Raw genomic sequence first — 23,919 nt, forward strand, 5'->3', positions numbered from 1 at the left:
CGGCGGTGGGTCGGGGGGAGGGGCGGGCGGCGGTCAGAAGTTGCCCAGACCGCCGCAGACGTTGAGCGCCTGCGCCGTGATGGAGGCGGCGGTGTCGGTGGCCAGATAGCCCACCAGGCCCGCGACCTCCTCGGGCGTGGAGTAGCGGCCGAGCGGGATCTTCGCCTGGAACTTGGTCAGTACGGCGTCCTCGGACGTGCCGTACGCCGCGGCGTACCCCTCGCGGACCCGCTGCGCCATCGGCGTCTCGACGTACCCGGGGCAGACCGCGTTGACGGTGATGCCGGTCGGCGCCAGCTCGTTGCCGAGCGCCTTGGTGAAGCCGACGACACCGTGCTTCGACGCCGAGTACGGGGCGCCGAGCACGACGCCCTGCTTGCCCGCCGTGGAGGCGATGTTGACGACGCGGCCCCAGCCGCGCTCCCGCATGCCGCCCTCGTTGAGCACCTCGCGGGTGAGGAGGAAGACGCTGGTCAGGTTGGTGGCGATCACGTCGTGCCACAGCTCGTCGGGCACGTCGGCGGTGACGCCGCCGCCGCTGCGGCCCGCGTTGTTGACCAGCACGTCGATCCGCCCGTACGCCGCCAGCGCGGCCGCCACCAGCTCCTTGACCGACTCGGGGCCGCGCACGTCGGCCGTGGTGCCGGCGGCCTCCAGCCCCTCTTCGCGCAGCTGCTCGACCGTCAGCTCCACCGACTCGGCGCTTCGCGCACAGACGAACACCGCGTGCCCGGCCGTGGCCAGGGCCCGCGCCGCCGCCAGACCGATGCCGCTGGTACCGCCGGTGATCAGCGCGACCCGGCGCTCCGCGGCGCCCCCGTGTGCCGCGGCGTCCTCGGTGCGCACGGCGTTCGCGGTCTTCGACATCTCGACTCTTTTCGCTAGGGCGGCCGGTCTCTGCGGACCGGCAGGTACGCGCCCCACGGTGCCCAGTCGCGCTCGAACCGGTATCGAGCACCGGTGGACGCCCGCGCCGGTCCGCCGGTCCAGGCGCCCACCAGCGCCTTTCAAGTCCCGGCGGCAACAGTGGCCGAGCAGCAGGAACCACAGGAGAGGACCACCCCATGACCGTCACCGCGCCGGCCTGGACCACCGTGCCCGCCGAGCTGTACCAGGAGATCCAGCAGTTCTACGCGCAGCAGATGCACCTGCTCGACGACGGCCGGGTCGCGGAGTGGGCCGGCACGTTCACCCCCGAAGGCGTTTTCGCCGCCAACGCCCAGCCCGCCCCGGCCGTCGGCCGTGACGCCATCACCGAAGCCGCCGCCAAGGCCACCGAGGCGTACGCCGCGGCCGGCGTCCAGCGCCGCCACTGGCTGGGCATGGTCGCGGTGACCGGCGGCACCGGGGACACGGTCACCGCCCGCTGCTACGCGCTGGTCATCGAGACCCCGCGCGGCGGCCGCCCGGAGATCAAGGCGAGCACCCTCTGCGAGGACGAACTCGTCCGCGCCGGGGGCACGTGGCAGGTACGCGACCGCCGCATCACGCGGGACGACCTGATCTGACCCGCAGCGGCCGCCACGGCCGCCCCAGTCCAGTGCCCGCACGCAATCCCCCGGCGTGCGGGCACTTCCCTGTGTTCCGGCGCAGCGGCACATGGTCATGCCGCCGGCCGGTCTGCTCGAAGGCGCGGATACCGGTCGTGCGGCGCCGAACGGTGCGGCCCCGGCGAGGACCGGTGCGCGGACAGCAGACGGCTGCCGGGTCCCGACCGGGACCCGGCAGCCGACTGCTGTTGCGGTTCAGGCGGCCTGGGCGGGCGCCTCCGCGTCCAGGCAGGCGTTGATGAACTCCAGCAGCAGGCGCGGCGTCGACGCCTCGGCGACCGTGTCGTCGGGCAGCTGGATGCCGTAGTCGCGCTCGATCACACCGGTCGTCTGGAGCACCGCCAGCGAGTCGTACCCCAGGTCGTCGAACGGCACGTCCAGTACGTCACCGTCCAGGTCGACCCCCTCGTCGACGCCCGCGCACTCGCGCAGCAGCGTGGTCAGTTCCTTCAGCGTCATGGTCGTCGCCTCTCTCACAATCGTCCTCGTGGTCGTGCTCACAGTCCCGCTCGCCCTCACGCGGTGGCGGCCGGTGAGCCGTCTTCGGCGGTCACCACGGCGGCGGCGTTGAAGCCGCCGGTGCCGCGGGCCAGCACCAGGGCGGTGCGCAGCCGGCCGCGCCGGGCCTGCGTCACCAGGTCGAGCCCGTCGGCTTCGACCGGGTCGGTGACGTTGACGGTCGGCGGTACGACCTGGTCGCGCAGCGACAGCAGCGCCGCCGCCAGGTCGAGCGAGGCACCGCCGGCCGACAACCGCCCCGTCATGGTCTTCGGCGCCGTCACCGGTACCCCGCGCGGGCCGAACAGCGCGCCGAGCGCGGCGGCTTCCTGCCGGTCCAGCTCGGGCACGCCGGACGCGTCCGCGAACACCACGTCCACGTCCCCGGGCGTCAGACCCGCCTCGTTCAGGGCCAGTTCGGCGCAGCGCCCCAGCCCCGGCTCGCCGCCCCGGCCGGGCGCCGGGTCGAAGGTCGCCGCGTACCCGGCCAGGTGCCCGTACACGCGGGCACCGCGCTCGCGGGCCGCCCCGGCGTCCTCCAGGACCAGGATGGCGCCGCCCTCACCGGCGACGTACCCGGCGGCCCGGGTGTCGAACGGCAGGAACGCGCGGGCCGGGTCGGCGACGGTGCTCATCCGCCCGCCGGCCAGCTGCGCCGTCCAGCCCCAGGGGCAGATCGCGCCGTCCACCCCGCCGGTGACGATCAGGCGGCTGCCCTTGCGCAGCTGGCGCCGCGCCTGGGCGACCGCGTCCAGGCCGCCCGCCTGCTCGGTGACCAGTACCCCGCTCGGCCCGCGCAGCTTGTGCCGGATGGAGATCTGGCCGGTGTTGACCGCGTAGAACCAGGCGTACGACTGGTACGCGCTGACGTGCTGCCCGCCCTTGGCGCACAGCGCCTGCAACTCCCGCTGCCCGAACTCGAAGCCGCCGGCGGACGCGGCGGTCACCACACCGGCGGAGTACTCCGGCAGCTCGGCGGGGTCGGCGCCGCTGTCCTCCAGCGCCTCCTTCGCGGCGGTCAGCGCCAGCCGCGTCATGTGGTCGGTCTGCGGCAGCAGCCGGCTCGGGATGTGCTCGGCCGCGTCGAATCCGGGCACCTCGCCCGCCAGCCGCGCCGGGTAGCCGGTGGCGTCGAAGCGGGAGACGGGCCGGATGCCGCTCTCGCCCGCGAGGGTGGCCCGCCACCACGCCTCGGTGCCCAGGCCGTTGGGGGCGGTCACCCCGATGCCGGTGAACACCGCCGTGGGGCGCGCGGCCCCGGGGCGCACGTCCGCGGTGCGTTCGGCCGTCCGCGTCGTCATGCCGTCCTCCGCTCGGGCTCGGTGAGCACGATCGCGCTCTGGAATCCGCCGAAACCGCTGCCCACGCTCAGCACCGTGCCGATCTCCCGCTCGCGCGCCGTGACGGGCGTGTAGTCGAGGTCGCACTTGGGGTCCGGCTCGTGGAGGTTGGCGGTGGGCGGCACCACGCCGTGCTCGATGGCGAGCGCGGACGCGGCGATCTCCAGCGATCCGATGGCGCCCAGCGAGTGGCCGATCATCGACTTGATCGAGGACACCGGGGTCGCGTACGCGTGGTCGCCGAGGCTGCGCTTGAACGCGGCGGTCTCGTGCCGGTCGTTCTGCAGCGTGCCGGAGCCGTGCGCGTTGATGTAGTCGATGTCGGTGGCGGGCACCCGGGCCTCGGCCAGCGCGGCGGTGATGGCCTCCGCCATCTCCGCGCCGTCGGCCCGCAGCCCCGTCATGTTGTACGCGTTGCTGCGCGAGGCGAACCCGGCGATCTCCGCGTAGATGTGCGCGCCGCGGGCCAGCGCGCGGTCCCGGTCCTCCAGGACGAAGACGGCCGATCCCTCGCCGAGCACGAAGCCGTTACGGGTCCGGTCGAACGGCCGCGACGCGGTCTCCGGCTCGTCGTTGCGCGCCGACGTCGCCTTGATCGCGTCGAAGCAGGCGACGGAGATCGGCGAGATCGGCGCCTCCGTGGCGCCGGTGATCATGACGTCGGCGCTGCCCTCGCGGATCAGCTCCACCGCGTGGCCCACCGAGTCCAGCCCGGAGGTGCAGCCCGTGGAGACCACCGCGGTCGGCCCCTGCGCGCCGAACTCCCAGGCCACCTCGGCCGCGAAGGAGCTGGGCACGAAGTAGTCGTACAGGTGCGGCACCGCCCGCTCGTGATCGACCAGCCACTCGGCGCCGTGGTCGCTGACCGCCGCGTACTCGGTGTCCAGACCGGTCGTGGCGCCCACCGCGCTGCCGATGGCCACGCCCGTACGGAACGGGTCGGCGCTCTCCCACGCGATGCCGCTGTCGGCGACCGCCTCCCGCGCCGCCACCAGCGCGAACTGGGCGGCCCTGTCGAGCCGTCCGGCCTGCTCGGCGGTCAGCCCCTCGGCCACCGGATCGAAGTCGACCTCGGCGGCGATCCGCGAGCGGAACGCCGAGGCGTCGAAGAGCGTCACGGCCCGGGTGGCGGTCCGGCCCGCGGTCAGCAGGGACCAGTACGCCTTGGTGCCGACACCTCCCGGGGCGACCACCCCGATTCCGGTGATCACTACGCGGCGGCTCACCCGGCCTCCTCGGCGCGACGGTCCTGGGGGAGTGCCCCGGGAGAATGCAGCATGGCTGCGTCACCTCTCTGTTCGGTCCGCTGTTGCGACCAGCGTCGCCTGGTCCTCTTGATGCCCGCTCGACTCGGGTTGGACCGGCGCTCGCGTCTCGCCGGCCACCGTGCGCAGCAGCTCGGGCACGGTCTGCCCGCGGACGAAGTAGTGGCCGCCCGGCAGGGCTTCGAGCCGGAACCCGGCGCTGGAGTAGTCGGCCCACTCGGCCATCTCCGGCAGCGGCGCGACCGGGTCGTCCCGGCCCGCCAGCGCCGTCAACGGGGTCCGTACGGGGGCCCGCGCGTTGACGCGGCACAGCGCCTCGCCGAGCCGCAGGTCGTCGCGGAGCGCGGGCATCACGTGCCGCTGCCACAGGGACGCGTCGCGGCCGACCGCCTCGGGCGGCGCCGCCCCGTAGCGCACCAGTACCTCCAGCAGCTCCCGGTCGGGGAGCCCGGCGCCGCGCAGCAGCGGGTTGCGCAGGTGCGGCGGCGGTACGGCGCCGATGACCACCCGTTCCGGCGGTGGCTGCCCGTCCTCCTCCAGCGCCCTGGTCAGGGCGTGCGCGACCAGTCCGCCGAGGCTGTGCCCGTACAGCAGGTACGGCCGCTCGCCGAGCAGCGGTGTGATCAACGCGCGGAGTTCGGCCAGCAGTTCGCCGGGATCGGTGATCCGGCGCTCCTTCGCCCGGGGGCCGCGGCCCGGCAGCAGGACCGGTACGACCTCGGCGGCGTCGCCCAGCACCCGCTGCCAGCGGGCGAAGGAGGAGACCCCGGCTCCCGCGTGGTGGAAGCAGAACAGCCAGGGAGCGGGGCCCAGGGAGCGGGCCGGGGCCGCGGGGTGGGCGGGGCTCACTCGTCGATCAGGGCGACGGCCCGGGTCCAGCCCGCTCCCGCACCGGTGATCTTCACGGGGAAGCACGCCACCCGGAACCCGTGCGCGGGCAGGGCGTCCAACTGCGCCAGCCGCTCCACCTGGCAGTACTCGCGGCGGCGCCCCGCGAAGTGCGCCGGCCACAGCACCGACCGGTCGCCGGTCTCCCGGAAGGTGCGGATCATGTGCCCGAAGGGGGCGTCCAGGCTCCAGGCGTCGGTGCCGATGACCCGTACGCCCAGGTCGAGCAGGTAGTCGGTGGCGGGCCCGTCGAGGCCCGCGAAGTCGGTGAAGTACCGCTGGGTGCCCGCGTGCCGGGACGCGCCGGTGTGCAGCAGCACGATGTCCAGCGGCCGCACGTCGTGGCCGGTCGCCGCCAGCGCCTCGGCGACCCGGTCGGCGCCGATGACGCCGGTGCCCGCGTCGCGGACGTCCAGCACCACGGCGGGCCGCAGGAACCAGTCCAGCGGCATCTCGTCGATGTGCCGCGGCCGGCCGTACGCGCCGTGCGAGCCGTAGTGCGACGGCGCGTCCACGTGCGTGCCGGTGTGGCTGGTCAGGGTGAGTGTGTCCAGCGACAGCAGTTCGCCGCCGGGCAGGTCGGCCGGGTCGAAGTCCAGGCCGAAGTGTTCCTTCATCTCCGCCGCCATGTGCACGGCGCCCTCGGCGGGCGTCATGATCTCGTGGACGACCGGGTCCGGCTCCCAGCCGGACGCGTCCACGGGCGACGACAGGTCGATGACTCGCAAGATAACCCCCAGGTGTCGGTCGGGCCGCGGTCCGCGGACGGCGGAGGGACCCTGCCGGGCACTGTGCGGGTACGCCCTGGAGAGCCGATCGAGCCGCGCCCGCGCCGGAACCCGCCCCTGTGGGAGGCCGGAGCCCACGTCGGAACCACGGCCGGGCGGCGGGCGCCGTGCCGGGGCTCGGAGACGGGCTCCAAGGGCGGGGTCCGCGCGGTGGGCGCGGCGGGGGTGCCGGGGTGCGCGGCGGGCCGTCAGGCGGCGAACAGGTCCAGGGCCGAACGCCGTCCGTCGGACGCGAAGTCCAGCGCCGGGTCGCCGGCGAGCACCGCGCGGTGCAGCTGCCGCAGGCGCACCGACGGGTCGAGCCCCAGCTCGTCGGCGAGCCCGCGGCGCAGGTTCTGGTAGACGTCCAGCGCCTGCCACTGCCGGCCGGAACGGTAGAGCGCCACCATGCACTGCGCGTGCAGCCCCTCGTGCAGCGGATGCCGCGCCGTCAGGGACGTCAGCTCCGCCAGCAGCTGCATGTGCCGCCCCAGCCGCAGGTCGGCGTCGATGCGCTGCTCCAGCACGCCGAGCCGGCTCTCCTCCAGCCGCACCAGCTCGATTTCGAGCAGCGGGCCGAGCCGTACGTCCACCAGCGCGGGGCCGCGCCACGTGGCGAGCGCCTCGCGGTAGAGCGCGGCGGCGGCCTCGTCGTCGCCCCGGTCCGCGGCGTTGCGGCCGTCGGACACCAGCCGGTCGTACGCGTGCACGTCCACCGAGCCGGGCCGGACGTCCAGCAGGTACCCGCCGTGCCGGGTCGCCAGCACGTCCCGGGCGGTGCGCGCACTGTCCGGGCCCAGGGCCGCGCCGATGAGACGGCGCAGCTGGAGGATGTACGTCTGAAGCGTGGTGAGCGCGCTGCGCGGCATCCCGTCGCCCCAGATCTCCTCCATCAGCGTCGGCACGGGCAGGACCTGGTTGGCGTTGACCGACAGCAGCGCCAGGATCTGCCGGGGCTTGCCGGCGCTCGGGACGATCGACGTGCCACCCGTCTCGGCCACCAGGGGGCCGAGCACCTTGATCTCCATTAGGGGTTCCTCCGGTGTCGGTTCGGCCGGTTGTTCCGATGGTTTCGGACCCGGCTTCAACTACTCGGTGAACCTCCCACCGTGGGGCTGTTTCCGGCCAGTGCCGGGCTCCTGAACCCGGCATGTGGCTCTACCGGCGCCGGGTATGAAACCTTCATGTGCATCCCATGATCACGGCACTGGGGGCGGTCCGGCCGCCGCGGCAGAGTTCTCCACGTCGGCCCGACCGGAATGCGAGCGCCGACCGCTACAGCCCCCCACCCGACCTCCGAGCAAGGGATGACGACCATGCAGACGCACACGACCTCCACCGCCGCGGGCCACGACGACCTGGTGATCGAGGAGTTCGGGCGGCAGGCGTTCACCGGTCCCGCCACCCGCCTGTGCCTGGCCTCCCACGTCGCCCCGGTGGCCGTGCCGGCTGCCGAGCCCGCCGGGTACGCCGCCTGATGGCCGTCGCCGAGACCGCTGCCCCGCTGCTGGGGTTCAAACCGCACCTGAGGGTCGAACAGGTGCCGGGTGAAGCGGTGTACCTCATCTCCGACCAGCGGGTGACCGCGTTGCACGGCGAACAGATCGCCCGCCTCGCGCCCCTGCTCGACGGCACCAGACCGCTGGACCTGATCACCCGCGAAGCGGCGGACGCACTGCCCGGCGGACAGGCTGCACGCCTGGTGTCCCGGCTGACCGGCGCCGGACTGCTGTACGGCCGCAGCCGACCGGCCGTGTCACCGCAGGAGGCCGCCGAGCAGGCGTACTGGGAAGCGGCCGGTGTGGACGGCGCGGAGGCGGCGTCCGCGCGTGCCGGCGCAACGGTCCGCGCTCTCGCGGTCGGCAGCGCCGACGCGGGGGAACTGTCCGCCTGCCTGGCAGCCACCGGCCTCGCCACCGCCGCGCCGGACGCCGGTGCCACGGCCGCCGACCTGACCGTGGTCCTTTGCGACGACTACCTCGACCCCGCACTCGCCGTGGTGGACGCCGAACTGCGGGCCGCGGACCGCCGTTGGCTCCCGGTGAAGACCGAGGGCACCGAACAGTGGATCGGCCCGTTCTTCGGCGGCCCCGACGGCCCGTGCTGGTCCTGCCTGGCCGAACGCCTCTGGCGCGCCCGGCCGGTAGAGGCCCACGTCCAGCGCGTACTGGACCGGTCAGGACCCGTGCCGCGCCCCGCCTGCGCACTGCCCGCAGCCCGGCTCGCCGCGCTGCAACTGGCCTCCCTGGAAGCCGCCAAGTGGCTCTCCGGCTACCGCCATTCCAGCCAGCAGGCGCTGCACACCCTGGACGGGCTGACCCTGTCCGGCGCACTCCACCCGGTACGGCGCCGGCCCCAGTGCGCGTCCTGCGGCGACCCCGGCATGACGGCCGCACAGGTGCAGGCCCCGGTGGCGCTCCGCCCGCGCCTCAAGCGCGACACGTCGGGCGGCGGCCACCGCGCCCTCACGCCTGGTCAACTCCTCGACCAGTACGGTCACTTGCTCGATCCGCTCACCGGCCTGGTCCGCGACGTCCGCCGCGACCCGCGGGGCCCGGAGTTCTTCAACTCCTTCACCGCGGGCACCAACCCGGCGGCCGGCTTCCAAGGACTCGGTGCGGTACGGGCCGGACTGCGCGCCACCTGCGGCGGCAAGGGCACGACCGCGGCACAGGCCAGAGTCGGCGCGTTCGCCGAAGCCCTGGAACGCCACTCCGGGCACTACGAAGGAGGCGAGGCGACCGTACGCGGCAGCTACCGTGCCCTGGCCGCCGACGCGGTCCACCCCGACTCCGTGCAGCTCTACGACCCGCGCCAGTACGCGGACCGGGACGGGTGGAACGCCGCGCACGCGCCCTTCCAGCACGTCTGCGACCCGTTCGACGAGGAAGCGGAGACCGACTGGACGCCGGTGTGGTCGGTGACCGCGCGGCGGCAGCGGCTCCTGCCGACCGCGCTGCTGTACTACGGCGCACCCCAGCCGCCCGGCGGGTTCTCCTGCCTGGCCACCTCCAACGGCACCGCCGCCGGCGGAACACCGGAGGACGCCGTGCTCCAGGGCTTCCTGGAACTGGTCGAACGCGACGCGCTCGCCCTGTGGTGGTACAACCGCACCCGCCAGCCCGGCGTGGACCTCGACGCGTTCGACGACCCGTGGATCACCGAACTGCGCCGGGTGCACGCCACGCTGCACCGCACGGTGTGGGTGCTCGATCTCACCGCCGACCTCGGCATACCCGTGATGGCGGCGGTCTCCCGCCGTACGGACCCGGGAACCGAGGACATCATGTTCGGGTTCGGCGCGCACTTCGATCCGCGGATCGCGCTGCGCCGCGCGCTGACCGAGCTGAACCAGATGATGCCGCACGTGGTGGACGCACGCGGGGGTGCGTTCCGAGCCGCGGCCGACGATCTCGACCTGGCGGACTGGCTGCGCACGGCGACGGTCGCCGCCCACCCGTACCTGCTCCCCGGTGACGCTCCCGCCACCGGCCCGCGCACCCATCTCCACACACCGCGCGACGACCTGTACGAGGACATCACGGCGGCCGTGGAACTGCTGCGGGCCAAGGACATGGAGCTGCTCGTGGTGGACCAGACCCGGCCCGACGTGGGACTGCCGGTGGTCAAGGTCGTGGTGCCGGGCCTGCGGCCGCACTGGGCCCGGTTCGCCCCCGGCCGTCTCTTCGACGTCCCCGTCGCGCTCGGCCGGCTGGCCGCGCCGACCCGCTACGAAGACCTCAACCCCGTACCGATCTTTCTCTGAAAGCCCCTCCCGCTCCCCCCACCGTGGAAGGACCCCCATGCGTATCGATCGCCTGGCGGCGCCGGAACTCGCCGAGTTCTGGTCGCTGCGCGAGGACGTCACCGTCGATTTCGGCGAGCGTACGGTCCTACGGACGCCCTGGGGGGAGCTGGCGGCGGACAGACCCGGCCCGCACCTGCGCGAGGCGCTGCGCCGGATGCTGCTGGGGCCGGTCTCGCTGGGCAACGTGGTGCCCGGGTTCCCGGGCTTCGACGTGCCCGAGGACCGGTGGAACGACGCGTCGCGGGAGCTGCTGGCGGCACTGGCACAGCTGCAGCACGTGGTGGCCCGGCACCTGACCGTCGGTGCCGCGCCGCTGCTGAGCGTGGTGCCGCTGACCCGGCACGCCCGCTTCCGCCCCGCCGCGGCGGCACCGGGACGCGGGGCCCGGCTGCGGGACGACGTGTTACTGCGGCCCTCGGGGCCGGATCAGGTGCTGCTGTCGGAGAATTCCCACCACCGTGTCGAGCTGCACGGTCCCGACGCGGACCAGCTGCTCGCACATCTGCGCAGCGGGCACGACGCTCCCGCCGTGCCCGGTACGACGCCACTGCCGCCCGCCGCCGTGCGGGCGGCACGCAGTTTTGCCGACGCCGCCGGGATGCTGGCACCCGGCGGCGTCTGAGGCGTCTTCCGCCCGCGCGGAGATCCGCTACGGCTGTTGGCGTTCGATCCGGATTCCTTATGATCCGGGATAGCAAGAGTGCTTCAACCGAGCACTGCGGAAAATGGGGGACATGTGACGACTTGTGCAGTCGTTGGACCGGGCGGTGACATCGCAGAAGCGGACAGACGGACGCTGCCGCCCCGCAAGGCGGTCGTCATCACCGCCGTGGTGCTGGTCGGCTTCTTCGTGATCGACGGCTCCTTCGTCTGGGCGGAGAACCCGCCCGAGTGGGAGCGCGTCGGCGCGGTGCTCGGTTTCGCCCTGACCATGGCGTTGCAGCTCAGCCACTCCTTTCCGCGGCTGCTGCCCCGGCTGACCCGGCACCGGTACGCGACCTGGGGCCTGCAGGCCCTGCTCGCGTACGCGCCGCTGAGCGTGTTCGGGGACGCCTGGGGCGGCATGATCTCCTTCCTCAGCGCCTCGGCCGTGCTGGTCTTCCCGGCCGCCGTCGGATGGTCGCTGTTCGGCGTGACGGTGCTCAGCAACTGGGCCATGTTCCGGTACCTGGGATACGACGCCAACACCACCGCCTACAACATGATCGAGGCGGTACTCATCCCGCTGATCGTCATCGGACTGTCCCGGATGTCCGAGATGATCGGCCAGCTGCACCACTCCCGCGCGGAACTCTCCCGCCTCGCCGTCGCCGGCGAGCGCCTGCGCTTCGCCAAGGACCTGCACGACGTACTGGGCTTCAGCCTGTCCGCCGTCACGCTCAAGTGCGAACTGGCCTACCGCCTGCTCGCCGACGCGCCGGACAAGGCGCACGCCGAACTCACCGACGTCCTCCACACGTCCAGGAAGGCCCTCGCCGACGTCCGCTCGGTCAGCCGCGGCTACCGCGAGATGTCGCTCACCGGCGAGGCCGAGGCCGCCGTCTCGACGCTCTCGGCCGCCGGCATCCGCACCCGGATGACATGCGACTGCGCCGACCTGCCCGGGGCCGTGGACAGCGCGCTGGCCGCCGTGCTGCGCGAGGGCCTGACCAACCTGCTCCGGCACAGCAAGGCCGAACGCTGCGTGATCAGCGCCGCCCGCCGGGACGGCGCGGTGCTGCTCACGGTGGCCAACGACGGCGCCGGACGAGCCGGCCGGTCCGCGAAGACCGGCCAGGACGGCGGGCTCGCCGCCCTCGACAGCCGCATCAGGTCCCTCGGCGGCTCCCTCACCCGGGACTGCGACGACGGCTGGTTCCGGCTTCGCACGAGGGTGCCTCTCGATGAGACCGTGCCGCTCCAGGAGGCCGTCCCGGACACCGCGGACGGCGCCCGCACGAAGAGCCGGCTCACGGACGCGGCCGGCGAGCCCGCCCGGACGCGGCGCCGGCGGTCCGGCCACCCCGACCTGGTGCCGCGCGCCGCGAGCGCCATCACGCTGGCGGTGCTGGTCGGCTACTTCCTGGCGTGCTCGGTGATGGCGATGTCCTACCGGCCGTCCGCGCCGGTGCTGGCCGCCATGGGGGTGGTCCTGTCCGCCGGACTCGTGGCGCAGCTCGTGCAGTCCTTCCACTGGCGATCCGCCCGTGCCGCGCGCTGGCCCGCCCACCTGCGCTACGGACTGCTCGGCCTCCAGGCGCTGATCCAGTTCGTGCCCTACCGCTTCTTCGGCCCGACCTGGCTGGGGCTGCCCGGCTTCCTGGCCGGGGGCGCGCTGCTGGCGCTGCCCGCGGTCGCGGCCTGGCCGGTGATCTTCGTGGTGACCGCGTGCAGTGACGCGACCCTGTACGCGGTGGGCAGCTCGCTGACGGACATCGTCTACCAGTCCGCCTACACCGTCATCTGCGGCCTCGTCGTCTTCGGTCTCTCCCGGATGGCGCAGCTCGCCACCGAGCTGCACTGGTCACGGGCCGAGATCGCCCGGCTGGCGGTGACCACCGAGCGGCTGCGGTTCGCCCGGGACCTGCACGACCTGCTGGGGTTCAGCCTGTCGGCGATCACGCTCAAGTGCGAACTGGTGCGGCGGCTCGCGCGGCAGAAGCCGGAGCGGGCACGGACGGAGCTGTCCGAGGTGCTGCAGGTCGCCCGGCAGGCGCTCGCCGACGTCCGTACGGTGGCCGGCGGGCTGCGGCGGATGAGCCTGACGGCGGAGGCGGAGAACGCCACGGCCATGCTGGCGGGGGCGGGGATAGCCGCCACCGTGGAGCTGGAGTGCGGGGACCTGCCCGGCGACGTGGACACCGTCCTGGCGACCACGCTGCGCGAGGGGCTGACCAACATGCTGCGGCACAGCAAGGCGGAGCGGTGCCGGATCACCGCGCGGCGGGCGGCCGGCGCGGTGCGGCTCACGCTGGTCAACGACGGCGCGGGCGGGACGAAGGAGACCGCGCCCGCGGCGCGTGCCGACGGCGGCAGCGGCATCGGGAACCTGGCCAGCCGTGTGCAGGCGGTCAACGGGCGTTTGACGGCCGGGCCGCGTCCTGATGGGTGGTTCGAGCTGACGGCCGAGGTGGAACTGGCCGCGGCCTGAGGGCGGCGCGGCGCGGCCGACGCAGGGCCGCGCCGCCGGTGCGGCCCCCTGCACCCGTCACACCGGGTGCAGCCAGCCCGCCTCACGGGCGATACGGATCGCGTCCACGCGGTTGCGGGCGTTGAGCTTGGTGACCGCCGCGGTCAGGTAGTTGCGCACGGTGCCGGACGAGAGGTGCAGCTGCCCGGCGATGTGGGCCGCTTCCATGCCTTCGGAGGCGAGCTGGAGCACTTCCCGTTCCCGCTCGGTCAGCGGCGAGGGGCCGGAGTCCAGGGTGGCCAGGGCGAGCTGCGGGTCGATCACCCGCTCGCCCTTGGCGACCTGCCGGATCGCGGCGCACAGGCTGTCCGGGTCGGAGTCCTTGGGGAGGAAGCCGGAGACATGGGCGGCCAGCGCCCGTCTGAGGTTCCCCGGTCTGCCGAGGCTGGTGAGGATCAGGGTGCGGCACTCGGGGACGCTGGTGTGCAGCGCGGCGGCCGCGGTGATGCCGTCGGTGCCGGGCAGGTCGATGTCCAGGACGGCCACGTCGGGGCGTACCGCCACCGTGGTGGGCACGATGTCGTCACCGCTGGAGAGCTCGGCGACGACTTCGAGGTCGGGTTCCAGCTCGATCAGGGACACCAGCGCCTTGCGCAGCATGTGCATGTCCTCGGCGATCAAAACTCGCACCATCACGTTCCCCCGTTGCGTTCGAACTTGCCTGAGTCGGCATCAAATCCGCCGGACTTCATGACAAATGCTACCGGCCTGCACCAAACCGTCGTTCTCCACCGACGCCCCGGGCGCATCGGCCGTCCCGCAGGCCCCCACGGGCCGCGCGGACCGGTCCGCGCACGCCTGTCCCGGCGCCGCGCCCCGGCCGCTCGTGCGCCCGTCCACCGCGCCCCGACCGGCCCTTGAGTCGGCCCGCTCACACTCCCTGCCACCCCGGCTGCGTCCGCCACCGGGAACGAAGGAAGAGGTGACGCGTACATGAATGAACATCGCGCTCCGGAAGGTGTCGTCTGACATGGCCCGCCGGACGACACCGGGCAGCCGGCGCGGCCTGCTCGGGCGCCTGCTGCGCCACGTGGGCGAGGGGTTCGTGGCCCTCGGCAGCGCCGAACTGCCACCGTTCGCGCGCCCCGGCCCGGCGCGGCCGCGCTCCCTCGACAGCGGCTTCCATCTGACGCTGCCGGACGGCGCGGACGGACCGCCCCCCGGCCACCCGGAGCGGCTGCGCCCGGACATCCCGCTCAGCGGCCAGGAGCTGCAACTCCTGCACGAGCTGCTGAATCGGACCCCGGGGCACGGACGGTGATCTTACGGGCGCCCCCGCACTGCCGGGCTTCAAGTACGGGTCAAGGGGCGGCATGGAAAGTGGAAAGCCGGACCCGCCGGGCGAGCGGCGGCCGGCCGCGCCACGGCACCGCCCACCGCACCGCGGGCCCTGGTACGGGTCCGGTACGGGACCGCTCCCCGCGCGGCGAACCCCGCCCGCTGTACACCTCGGCGGCCCCACGCCGCGGAAAGAGACCGAGTGCATGCTTCCCACCTGTGACACCCGCCCACCGGACGACACCGCATCCCGGGCCACAGACCTGGAGTACGCGTTCGGCGACCCGTGCGACCCGGCCAACCCGCTCGGGTTCAAGGCCCTGCTCACCGCCGACGGCGACGGGGAGCTGCCGCGCGCAGCCGAACGGCTGCTCGACGGAGCGGGCTTCGGTGCCGAGATGGTGCCGGCCGGGCTCGGCGGGCGGCTGCACGACGCGGCCGGGCTGATGCGGATGCTGCGGCCGGTCTTCCGCCGCGACGTCTCCCTCGGGTTCGGCTACGGGATCACCTCGCTGTTCGCGGCGGCCCCGGTGTTCGCCGCGGGCACGCCCGCCCAGCGGGCAACCGTCGCCCGCCTGCTGACCGGGGGCGGGCGCGCGGCCATCGTGCACCGCTCGCTCGCCCACGGCACCGCGTTGCTGCGCGGCGAACTCACCGCCATGGAGTACTCCGGCGGCTATCTGCTCCAGGGCCGCAAGGACGTCGTCCTCAACGCCGAACGGGCCGGCGCCGTCGTCGCGTACGTCAGGACCGACCCGGCCCCCGGCCCCGCCGCCCACTCCGTCTTCCTGCTCGACCCTGACCGGCTGCCCCCGGACGGGCTGCGGCTGCTGCCCCGCCGCCCCACCACCGGACTGCGTGGCTGCCGGTTCGCCGGATACGACTTCACGGACTGCCCCGTACCGGCGGACTCGCTGGTCGGCGAGCCGGGCGCGGGCGTACGGCTCGCCCTGCGCACCTTCCAGCTCAACCGCACCCTGATCACCGGCGCGGTGCTCGCGTCCGTGGACACGGTGCTGCGGGCCGCCGTCCGCGCCACCCTCGCCTCCGGCGGCCCGCGCGGGCGTCAACGGCCCGTACTGGCAGGCGTGTTCGCCGGACTGCTGGCGGGTGACAGCATGGCCGCCGCCGTGCTCCGCGCCCTCTCCCTGCTGCCCGGCAGCGCACACCTGGCAGCGGCCGGCCTGAAATACCTCGTACCGGACCTGCTCAGGGACGACCTGGAAGAGCTGGCCACTGTCCTCGGTGCCGGCGGCTACAGCCGGGACACCGACCAGGGAATGCTGACCAAGCTGCTGCGCGACCTGCCCACCGCCGGTCTCGGGCACGCCGGCACGGCCGCCTGCCAGGCGGTGGTCATCCCCCAACTGCCGCTGCTGGCCCGCCGGTCCTGGGGCATGGAAGCGGAGCCGCCGGACGCGCTGTTCACCGCCGGGCCGCTGCCCGCACTGGACCTCGCGCGCCTGGAGGTGGCGGGCGGAGGAGACTTCCTGATCGCCGCGCTGAAGGCGGCCGCGGCCCGGCTGTCCGATGCCGGTGCCCCGGGCCCGTACGACGGCACCCTGCGCTCCATGGCGTCCGCCTTCCAGGACGCCCTGCGTGAACTGCGGGACAGCTGCCTGGCCTTGGAGCCCGGCGATCGAACGGCGCTGGCGAGCCCGGCGCTGTGCGCACTCGCCGACCGGCACGCGGTCCTGTCCGCTGTCGGCGCGGCCCTGGCCACCTGGGAACGGCACCGGCACACCGGCTCGTTCCTCGCCGACCCCGCCTGGCTGGTCCTCGCCCTCCACCGGTACGGCCGCCGACTCGGCCTCAACCCGCCCCCGCTGCCCGGCCCGTGCGTCGAACGGGTGGCGGAGGAACTGCTGGCGCGCTTCCGCGCCGGCCGCAGCTTCGACCTCCACGACACTCCGCTGGCGGAAGCAGGTACCCCGTGAACCGTCCGGGCATCGCGGAACCCCTCCTGATGCCGGGCCCCGGCAGTCCCTGGAGCCGGGTCCGCCAGTCCATGGCCTGGCACGGCCATGTCGTCGTCCAGGCCAACTGGCGTGACTGGCTGCCCGCCGCCTTCACCGACCCCGAACTGCGCCCGCTGCTCGGCGCCCGCGACTGGCGGCGCCTGCGCACCCTGCGCGACCCCGAGACACGCGACCGCTTCGCCGCCTCCCGGCTGCTGGTGAAGTACACCGCGGGCGCGGCCCTCCAGGCGGCGCCCGACACCGTCGAACTCGCCTACAAGGCCGGCGGACGGCCGTATCTGCGCGGCTGCGACCAGATCGAGGTGAGCCTGAGCCACACCGGCGACCTGCTGGTGGTGGGCCTCAACCGGCGCGGCCGGATCGGCGTCGACACCGAACGGGCCGACCGCCGCATCCAGTACTCGGCCATCCACCGCCACCTGTGCACCCCGGACGAACGCCGCAGACTCGCCGGGCTGCCGCAGGCCGAACAGCAGCACCGGGTGCTGCGCACCTGGACGCTGAAGGAGGCGTACACCAAGGCCCTCGGCCAGGGCATGCGGATGGGCTTCACCCAGTTCGGCTTCGACACCGGCGCCACCAGCCTGCTCACCCCGCAGGGCGCCCCCGCCTCACACGGCGAGTGGACGTTCGCGACCTTCGTGCTGGACGGCGGCTACCTCGTGGCGGTGGCCTGCCATGACGCGGGCCTGGACCAGGAGGGGGACACGGCGGTGGGCACCATGCTGGACGAAGGGTTCCTGGGGGAGGTGGTCGACCTGGTCGGCAGGGCGGAGCGGTGAGAGGAAGTGAGGCCGCGCCGTCACCCGCTCAAGTTGTCGCCGAGCGTTCCCGCCGTACAACGCTCAACCCGCCGCCCGGTGGTGAGGTCACCGCCAGGCAGGCGGGATGGTGCCGAGCTGCTCAAGGACATCCCAGCCCGCCGGGCGGGCCGCGGGGTCGGTCCACGGAGCTCCGAGACCGACCCAGTATCCGCGGCGGGTACGGATGGCCTGCATCGTCTCCCAAGATCCGGGGCGCCCCAGGTCGTCGATGCCGGACTCGCTGCCGCAGGACGGGCATACCGTCTCGGTGGGCACGCCGTCACGCCAGAACGACGGCCCGGCCAGACCACAGACCCGGCACACGGTCTCCGTACCCAGCGACCCGGACGCGACCCGTTCAAGGACGCGCCGCTCCCGGTCGACCGGGGGTGGCGGCGGGGTACGCCAGGGCGCGGGGATGTTCATCACCTGCTGGAGCACGTCCCAGTCCCGCGGCCTGCTGCGCGGAGACCACCACTCGGCGCCATGGCCGATCCACCACCCCCGGAAGTCGTGCAGGCCCCGCACACCGTCCCACGAGCCGGGCTTCGCGCTCAGGTCGCCGATCCCGGACTGGCTGCCGCAGCAGTCACAGATGGCGGAGGTCGGCCAGCCGTCCTCCCAGAAGGTGTCGTCGTAACCGCACATACGGCAGAACTCCTCGGAGCCGACCGGCGCGCCCGACGTCGTCTCAGTGTCCGGCATCTTCAGCGCCACTCCTCGGGGATGTTCTGTATCTGTCGCAGAAGAGCTCGTCCTTCGGGCGGCGGTGGAGCGCTGCCCAGGGGCACTCGCCCGACCCAGTATCCGCGAAGCTCACCGGATCTCTCGCCGTAGTCCGAGCGCAGCCGTCCGAGAACTTCGACCGGCAGGCCGTCGAGCAGGCAGGCCATGCGCGGAGCGCCGTTTCCAGCGTCGAAGACGACCGGGATGTCCGCATCGCCGTCAAGCACAGCCGGACCCCGGCCTGGGGGCGCCGGCCAGCGCTGCGGTCCTTCGTGCCCGTCACGAAGGACCGCTTCAGTGCGCCCGGTCAGGAGGCGGTGGGCCACATGGCGGGCCCGGAGCCGAGGGAGCCCTTGCCGTCGCCGACGTACAGGTGGAGGCTGCGGTCGCCCCAGCGGGCGGCGATGTCGGCCTTGCCGTCGGTGTTGAAGTCGCCGCCGATGAGCTGCGTGTAGCCGCCCCAGGTGCCGTCGTGCGTCCACAGTTCCCGGCCGTACCGCAAGGTGCCGTCCGGCTTGGCGTAGAAGGCGTGCAGGTTGCCGTCGTTCATCACGGCAGCGACGTCGGTGCGGCCGTCGTTGTTGAAGTCGGCGGAGGTGTCCTGCACCGTCTGCAGGGAGAACTGGGCGCTGTGCAGACGGTCGGGGACCCACTGGTCCTTGGTGCGGCCGTAGCCGCTCGCGGTGAGTTCCTCGCCCTGGCGCAGGGCAGCGGTGCCGACCGGGGCAGGGGTGATGCCAGTGGCGGGTTTGGCGAGCTTGGCCAGGACCAGATCTCGGTCGTTGCGGGGGACCAGTGCGACTACGTCCGTGACGCTGCCGCCGTCCTTGCTCAGGTCACAAGGTCGTGCAGAGGAAAAAGGGCCCAGTCGAGGCCTGGGAGCTCGAAGACGGGAATATCAATTACCGCAACTTCAGCACGTCAGGCGGTAAGATGGACCCGACCATCGACTTCAGCGTCGACCTCCAGAAGGAATTCGGACTGAAGCGTTACCACGTAAAACACTGAGAAGACCGGAATGTCGACAGAAGATGTATACGAAGAAGAAATCGAATACCTCGTCGAGTATGCGGAAATGACCCCCGTGTACTTCATCCCGGTCCGAGATGCAGCCAAAAATATCGCAGGGAAATGCCGCACCGAAGCGCAGTTGCAAAGCATCACCCTGCAGCTGATCAGCGACATGCTCGACCGGGGGGTGCAGGTCGGTGACCTCGGCTCCCACGAGGATGAGGATTTTGTGCCCTGGACCCTTCCCCGGGACCAGGCCCTGCATAAAATTGCCTCAGAAATGAAGCAGTACGATGATCCGCTGGACTTCGTGAACATCTGCTGGTTCGCAGCCGTCTGAGCTAACAGATCACGGCGCCCCCTCCTAAGGTGGCGAATTCGAGGGGGCGTTGCAACACTTCTGGTCAGCTGGCTAGATCCAGTAGCTTAGCGAGACGCTCGGCTGGGGTTTCCCAGCCGGGCGTTGTGCGTGGGCGGCTGTTGAGTTCGGCGGCGACGGCGGCCAGGTGCTGGGTGGCGTGGGCCGACAGGTCAGTGCCTTTGGGGAAGTATTGCCGCAGCAGGCCGTTGGTGTTCTCGTTCGATCCACGCTGCCAGGGGCTCGCCGGGTTGCAGAAGTAGACCGGGATGTTGGTGGCTGTGGTGAAGTCCCGGTGAGCGGCCGTCTCTGAGCCTTGATCCCAGGTCAAAGAGCGCCAGAGGTGCGGTGGGAGACCCTGCACGGTCGTGGCCAGCGCGTCTCGGTTGGGGGTGGTGGCACTGTGGCCGTGGGGAAGGTGCACGAGCATCACCTATCGGGTGGCCCGCTCGACCAGTGTGCCGATGGCGGACCGGCCGTCCTTGCCGATGATGAGGTCCCCTCCCAGTGCCCGGGGATCGCGCGGTCCGCGGCCTTGAACGTAGTGGGCCTGGTAGATCGTCTGGTGGGGACACGTGCATCTCCGGCCGGTCGGGGAAGCGTGCCCGCAGAGCCTGGCAGATCTGCTCGGGGCCCCACCGCATCATGAGATGGCCCCGGATGAAATCCCGCAGCTCAGCGTTCTGACCGATCTTTCCCGGCTTCGGCCGCACTCGCCGTGCTTCCGCACGGCGATGGGCCTCGAAGGGCCGGTAGGCCCAGCCGCCCCTGGGCATGGGGCGGCGGTTGCGTCGTATCTCCCGGCTGACCGTGGAGGGGCTGCGGCCCAGTCCCGCCCCGATCTGGCGGATCGACGCTTTCTCTCGCAGCCGGTCGGCGATGTGGGTGCGCTCGGACTCGGTCGGATAGCGAGACGCCGGAGCCGGTTCCTCAGCGATCACAAGAGGAGGAACCGGCCTCCGGCCACCAGGCGGGGAGTGCCGGCCGTTGCGCCACCGCTCACCGGTACGCAGGTTGATACCGACCGTCCGCGCGGCTTCCCGCGTGCTGTAGCCCTGTTCCATGAGCTGGAAGTATGCGGCCCGCTTTCGGACCAGCCTCTTCCCACCCCCGGCCTCCCGGTTCTTCCGGATCTCGAAGTCCATCGCACCCCTTCATCTGGGGTGTTGCGACGACCACTGGAACTCAAGGGTTCGGGAGGGGGCGCCGCCTTCTTCTTTGCTGCACGACGGCCCTCAAGGGCAGCGGCTTCTTGGCCCAGGCCGTAGACGGTGTGGCCCGCCGCTGCTGCCAGAGCTCTCCGTCAGCTCGTGATCACCCTGAGGTGCTGTGCCGGTCAGGCCGGAAGGCGATGCTGTAGGGGACGGATTCGGCCCAGTCCAGCACCGGTTGCGGCAGGTCTTGCCGGAACGGCTCCTGGCCGTCCTGCGAGACGACGCTGAGCTGACAGGTGTCGATCTCTGCCGCGTCCAGCGGCCGCCCGCCGATGTCGGTCGGCGGGAGTTTCTGGGGCAGCCGGTCCGTCACCGCCGTGCCCAGAATCGCGGCCTCGCGTGGGTGCTGCCTCCATGGCACCGATGACGGCTTGGAAGGGAACCAGGCGGGCCTCTCGGATACGGACGCCCAGGCGAGCCGCGGTCCGGCCCCATGATCTGGGCACGCAGTCCGAGACGAGCGCAGCGTTGGGTGACGGCTGCAGCGTTCGGCAGATTCGGTCAGATGCGCCAGGTGTGCAGGCGGTCCGCCGCCGCGGGCAGCTTGACCTCTCCGTCCCGGATCTCGCGAATCAGGTCGGACAGCGCGCCGTACGGCGGGTCGATGCCCTGGCCCGACTGTCCCGTGTACTGCGCGGCGACGATCGCCGCGAACAGGCTGTGGCGGTTGGGCAGCGGTTCGAGGCGCGGGTGGTGAGCACCTGGCCGTGGGAGTGCATGACCACCCAGGACGCCATCGTCGGGGGACTGCCCGGACAGGCCGTCGAGCAGATCGCCGGGCGACTGGTCGACGCCGCGAGCGTCAGGTACCTGGGCGAACCGGCCACCGAGGACTCGGGCGTGCCAAAGCTGCAGGCCTTCGCCGAAGGCCCCGGCTCATCCGGCACATGGAGCACTGGCGCTGGCACAAGGTTCTGATCGTCCGCGTGGCCAATCCGACCATCGGCCGCAGCTGAGCGCGCGAGCAGCACCACCCGGGTCAGCCAAGCGGACGCCAGGCACCGCATGTGCAGTCACCTGTCGACAACGAACTGGACGCAGCGTCCTGCCGGGCCGCGGCGGGGGCCGCGGCCGGGGTGCCCGACCTCGCTTTGGCAGTTCGTTGGCGCTGGCACCTCACCCGCGAACATGGCCAAATTTGATTTAACGTTCAACCTGCCCTGGTGGCATGCTGCTCAGGGCGGCGCCAGCCAGCCCGGCGCCCGGCCCAACACCCCGTATACGTACAGGAGATGACCCGACATGCCGCAGACGCAGACGCAGCCCCGGCCTCACGCGCAGGCCCAGTCCCTGCCCCTCCGACTCCATCACCACGCCTGGATCACCGACGACCAGGAAGCCAACCGCCGCTTCTACGAGGACGTGATCGGCCTGCCTTTGGTGGCCACGTGGACCGAGTGCGAGGTGATGGCCGGCGTCGAGCGCGCCTACAGTCACACTCTCTACGGCCTGGCCGACGGCAGCGCGCTCGCCTTCTTCCAGTTCGCCGACCCCAAGGACCAGGCGGAATTCAGGACCAGCATCAACACAACTCCCATGCGTCACATAGCCTTCAAGGTCGAGGCCGGTGCACAAGAAGCCATCCGCGAGCGCATCGACGCAGTCGGCTCGGCGGACGCGAACCCCCATGTGATCGACCACGGCTTCTGCGTCTCGCTGTACGTCACGGACCCCAACGGGCTGATCCTGGAGTTCGCCGTCGACCACCCCGACGTGGAGAAGATCGACGCCGAGCAGCGCACCACCGCACACACCGACCTCGCCCGCTGGCTCGCCGGAGACCACACCAGCAACAACCGCTGGCGCTGATCTGCACCCTGCGGCGCCGGGGCGGGTACTGGCCTGCCGCTCAGCCCCGTGCCGCCAGTATTCGGCTCAGGCAACCGCTCCAGGTACCGCACAGGACCGGCTGTCCGAAGGCCTCCGGGACCGTCTTCGGGGACCACCCCCGCGTGCGCGGGGACCACGGCGCCGCACGGGCATGCGACGCGGATTTTCTGGGACCACCCCCGCATGCGCGGGGACCACGGCGTCGGCGCGGAGACGTTCGCGGCCCAGCAGGGACCACCCCCGCGTGCGCGGGGACCACGGGTCACCGCACTGGGCGTCCGGGCGCCGCGCGGGACCACCCCCGCATGCGCGGGGACCACACGCGCTACGCGCGACGTCCCCAGCATGGCGCGGGACCACCCCCGCATGCGCGGGGACCACAGATGCGCCAGCGACGCCTCGTCGAACAGGTCGGGACCACCCCCGCATGCGCGGGGACCACGATGTCCACTGCGCCGTTGCGGACCTCGGTGAGGGACCACCCCCGCATGCGCGGGGATCACGCGCCTCGGTCAATCGCCGCGTGCGTCACACCGGGACCACCCCCGCATGCGCGGGGACCACAGGGCGCGACCAGTGGTTTCACCCGGTGGGCTGCGGGGTTTTACTTACTTTCGAGAACTCCGGCATATCCACCCGAAGGGTTCCTTCTAGAGGGAAGCACAGTGACCTGATCACGCTACTACGCGCAGACGACCCCAGCGCCGCGTCGTCGCCGGGACAGCCGGGGGCCGAGGAGCCAGCCGACCGGACCGGTGACTGCGCTCGGCCCGCCGGGCGCTGCTTCGCCCGCCAACACGGGCACAGCATCCACCAGTTCTACGGCCGCACGGCCTCGCGGAACAGGAAGCCCATGGCGCGAAAAACATAGCTCCGCCCGCCGGGCCGCTCAGCAGCGCCACACCGGGCCCGCCGCAGCGCAGGCAAAGCACCGTCCGCCCCGCCCCCCTCCGGCCACCGGCGACGACACCCCCGGCCTTAAACAGGGCCTGCACACCGGCATCGAACAGCCACCGCCACCGCCCAGCCCGGAACCACCCGGGCCGCCAGGCCAGCTCGCCCTGTCCTCAGTAAGCTCCAGCGTGCCTCCCGGCTGAGCCTGCGCAGCCTGGGCGAAGCCACCTGGGCCATGGCCGTCACCAGCAGCGGCACCTTAGACGTTGTCCTATGTGGTGAGGCGGAGTGGTACCTCAGCATGGGTCAGGGGGCGTGGAGTTGGATCGTTCCGGACGGGCTGTGGGAGATCGCGAAGCCGTTGCTTCCGCCGTCAAGAGTGCGGCCGCAGGGTGGCGGAACGCCGGCGCTGGAGAAGGCCGGTAAGGGATCCTGAATTTCGGTTCAGCGCTGGCGCTGGTAGTGCTCGTCCTGGTTTGCGATACACGGCAGGGTGAGGGGCATCAAGGCCGCGGCATCGCAGCCTGCCGCGGTGTCGAGG

Annotated in this window: 21 protein-coding genes and 3 pseudogenes; 11 read left to right on the forward strand and 13 right to left on the reverse strand. The window is 72.4% G+C overall.

Annotation, left to right across the window (positions count from 1 at the left end):
- Positions 1 to 33 precede the first annotated feature (33 nt).
- Positions 34 to 867 (reverse strand): 3-oxoacyl-ACP reductase FabG, encoded by an 834-nt coding sequence (gene fabG, locus ACFV57_RS28140; RefSeq protein WP_385238031.1) that lies wholly within the window; start codon positions 865 to 867, stop codon positions 34 to 36.
- A gap of 197 nt (positions 868 to 1,064) precedes the next feature.
- On the opposite strand from fabG, the gene ACFV57_RS28145 reads away from it, so the two are divergent.
- A complete protein-coding gene (locus ACFV57_RS28145; protein WP_385238032.1) occupies positions 1,065 to 1,508 on the forward strand; it encodes a nuclear transport factor 2 family protein in 444 nt (147 codons plus the stop codon).
- Positions 1,509 to 1,745: 237 nt separating this feature from the next.
- Here the strand turns inward: ACFV57_RS28145 and ACFV57_RS28150 are convergent, their stop codons facing one another.
- The 6 genes from ACFV57_RS28150 to ACFV57_RS28175 all read right to left on the reverse strand — a co-directional run bounded on the left by ACFV57_RS28150 (position 1,746) and on the right by ACFV57_RS28175 (position 7,336).
- Complete coding sequence (locus ACFV57_RS28150; RefSeq protein ID WP_385238033.1) at positions 1,746 to 2,009, reverse strand: acyl carrier protein; 264 nt, start codon at positions 2,007 to 2,009, stop codon at positions 1,746 to 1,748.
- A gap of 56 nt (positions 2,010 to 2,065) precedes the next feature.
- Positions 2,066 to 3,349 (reverse strand): ketosynthase chain-length factor, encoded by a 1,284-nt coding sequence (locus tag ACFV57_RS28155; protein ID WP_385238035.1) that lies wholly within the window; start codon positions 3,347 to 3,349, stop codon positions 2,066 to 2,068.
- On the reverse strand, positions 3,346 to 4,614 hold the full coding sequence (locus ACFV57_RS28160) for a beta-ketoacyl-[acyl-carrier-protein] synthase family protein (protein WP_385238037.1): 1,269 nt from the start codon (positions 4,612 to 4,614) through the stop codon (positions 3,346 to 3,348). The genes ACFV57_RS28155 and ACFV57_RS28160 overlap by 4 nt, the downstream gene beginning before the upstream one ends.
- A 60-nt stretch (positions 4,615 to 4,674) precedes the next feature.
- Entirely contained in the window at positions 4,675 to 5,502 is an 828-nt protein-coding gene (locus tag ACFV57_RS28165) for a thioesterase II family protein (protein WP_385238039.1), read from the reverse strand.
- Positions 5,499 to 6,269, reverse strand: a complete 771-nt coding sequence (locus ACFV57_RS28170) for a cyclase family protein (protein WP_385238041.1) — start codon at positions 6,267 to 6,269, stop codon at positions 5,499 to 5,501. Before ACFV57_RS28170 ends, ACFV57_RS28165 begins: the two co-directional genes overlap by 4 nt.
- Positions 6,270 to 6,517: 248 nt before the next feature.
- The gene (locus tag ACFV57_RS28175; RefSeq protein WP_385238043.1) at positions 6,518 to 7,336 is read right to left on the reverse strand and encodes a BTAD domain-containing putative transcriptional regulator; all 819 of its coding nucleotides are present in this window, start codon (positions 7,334 to 7,336) and stop codon (positions 6,518 to 6,520) included.
- Positions 7,337 to 7,624: 288 nt separating this feature from the next.
- Between ACFV57_RS28175 and ACFV57_RS28180 the strand changes: the two genes are divergently transcribed.
- The 4 genes from ACFV57_RS28180 to ACFV57_RS28195 all read left to right on the forward strand — a co-directional run bounded on the left by ACFV57_RS28180 (position 7,625) and on the right by ACFV57_RS28195 (position 13,246).
- Complete coding sequence (locus ACFV57_RS28180; RefSeq protein ID WP_385238045.1) at positions 7,625 to 7,786, forward strand: hypothetical protein; 162 nt, start codon at positions 7,625 to 7,627, stop codon at positions 7,784 to 7,786.
- Positions 7,786 to 10,074 (forward strand): TOMM precursor leader peptide-binding protein, encoded by a 2,289-nt coding sequence (locus tag ACFV57_RS28185; protein ID WP_385238047.1) that lies wholly within the window; start codon positions 7,786 to 7,788, stop codon positions 10,072 to 10,074. The genes ACFV57_RS28180 and ACFV57_RS28185 overlap by 1 nt, the downstream gene beginning before the upstream one ends.
- Before the next feature lie 37 nt (positions 10,075 to 10,111).
- Positions 10,112 to 10,738, forward strand: coding sequence for a hypothetical protein (locus ACFV57_RS28190; RefSeq protein WP_385238049.1), 627 nt, complete (start codon positions 10,112 to 10,114; stop codon positions 10,736 to 10,738).
- 114 nt (positions 10,739 to 10,852) lie between these two features.
- Entirely contained in the window at positions 10,853 to 13,246 is a 2,394-nt protein-coding gene (locus tag ACFV57_RS28195) for a sensor histidine kinase (protein ID WP_385238051.1), read from the forward strand.
- A gap of 57 nt (positions 13,247 to 13,303) precedes the next feature.
- Here ACFV57_RS28195 and ACFV57_RS28200 read toward each other — a convergent pair whose 3' ends face one another.
- Complete coding sequence (locus ACFV57_RS28200; RefSeq protein WP_360137222.1) at positions 13,304 to 13,918, reverse strand: response regulator transcription factor; 615 nt, start codon at positions 13,916 to 13,918, stop codon at positions 13,304 to 13,306.
- 337 nt (positions 13,919 to 14,255) lie between these two features.
- Here ACFV57_RS28200 and ACFV57_RS28205 point away from each other — a divergent pair, with 337 nt between their 5' ends.
- The 3 genes from ACFV57_RS28205 (at position 14,256) to ACFV57_RS28215 (ending at position 17,324) form a co-directional block, all read left to right on the forward strand.
- Positions 14,256 to 14,546, forward strand: coding sequence for a DUF6059 family protein (locus tag ACFV57_RS28205; protein ID WP_385238053.1), 291 nt, complete (start codon positions 14,256 to 14,258; stop codon positions 14,544 to 14,546).
- 223 nt (positions 14,547 to 14,769) lie between these two features.
- Positions 14,770 to 16,500 carry an acyl-CoA dehydrogenase gene (locus tag ACFV57_RS28210; protein ID WP_385238055.1) on the forward strand — a complete coding sequence of 577 codons (1,731 nt, stop codon included), beginning with the start codon at positions 14,770 to 14,772 and terminating at the stop codon, positions 16,498 to 16,500.
- Positions 16,497 to 17,324, forward strand: a complete 828-nt coding sequence (locus ACFV57_RS28215) for a 4'-phosphopantetheinyl transferase family protein (protein ID WP_385238057.1) — start codon at positions 16,497 to 16,499, stop codon at positions 17,322 to 17,324. Before ACFV57_RS28210 ends, ACFV57_RS28215 begins: the two co-directional genes overlap by 4 nt.
- A gap of 87 nt (positions 17,325 to 17,411) precedes the next feature.
- On the opposite strand, the gene ACFV57_RS28220 is transcribed toward ACFV57_RS28215, so the two are convergent.
- Together ACFV57_RS28220 and ACFV57_RS28225 are read right to left on the reverse strand one after the other, a co-directional pair.
- The gene (locus tag ACFV57_RS28220) at positions 17,412 to 18,050 is read right to left on the reverse strand and encodes a hypothetical protein (RefSeq protein WP_385238059.1); all 639 of its coding nucleotides are present in this window, start codon (positions 18,048 to 18,050) and stop codon (positions 17,412 to 17,414) included.
- A gap of 328 nt (positions 18,051 to 18,378) precedes the next feature.
- Positions 18,379 to 18,678 carry an FG-GAP repeat domain-containing protein gene (locus tag ACFV57_RS28225; RefSeq protein ID WP_385238061.1) on the reverse strand — a complete coding sequence of 100 codons (300 nt, stop codon included), beginning with the start codon at positions 18,676 to 18,678 and terminating at the stop codon, positions 18,379 to 18,381.
- Positions 18,679 to 19,089: 411 nt separating this feature from the next.
- Between ACFV57_RS28225 and ACFV57_RS28230 the strand changes: the two genes are divergently transcribed.
- Positions 19,090 to 19,422, forward strand: coding sequence for a hypothetical protein (locus ACFV57_RS28230; RefSeq protein WP_385238063.1), 333 nt, complete (start codon positions 19,090 to 19,092; stop codon positions 19,420 to 19,422).
- Between the two features lie 64 nt (positions 19,423 to 19,486).
- On the opposite strand, the pseudogene ACFV57_RS28235 reads toward ACFV57_RS28230, so the two are convergent.
- The 3 genes and pseudogenes from ACFV57_RS28235 to ACFV57_RS28245 all read right to left on the reverse strand — a co-directional run.
- Positions 19,487 to 20,585: pseudogene (locus ACFV57_RS28235) on the reverse strand (IS30 family transposase).
- A gap of 169 nt (positions 20,586 to 20,754) precedes the next feature.
- A complete protein-coding gene (locus tag ACFV57_RS28240; protein ID WP_385238065.1) occupies positions 20,755 to 21,015 on the reverse strand; it encodes a hypothetical protein in 261 nt (86 codons plus the stop codon).
- A gap of 140 nt (positions 21,016 to 21,155) precedes the next feature.
- A pseudogene (locus tag ACFV57_RS28245) lies at positions 21,156 to 21,341 on the reverse strand (toxin Doc); the annotation flags it as partial.
- A 555-nt stretch (positions 21,342 to 21,896) separates the two neighbouring features.
- On the opposite strand from ACFV57_RS28245, the gene ACFV57_RS28250 reads away from it, so the two are divergent.
- Positions 21,897 to 22,463, forward strand: coding sequence for a VOC family protein (locus ACFV57_RS28250; protein WP_385238067.1), 567 nt, complete (start codon positions 21,897 to 21,899; stop codon positions 22,461 to 22,463).
- A 1,216-nt stretch (positions 22,464 to 23,679) separates the two neighbouring features.
- Positions 23,680 to 23,781 (forward strand): annotated as a pseudogene (locus ACFV57_RS28255) (IS5/IS1182 family transposase); the annotation flags it as partial.
- Positions 23,782 to 23,919 lie beyond the last annotated feature (138 nt).

This window comes from Streptomyces sp. NPDC059788, from assembly GCF_042732265.1.
GTDB lineage: Bacteria > Actinomycetota > Actinomycetes > Streptomycetales > Streptomycetaceae > Streptomyces.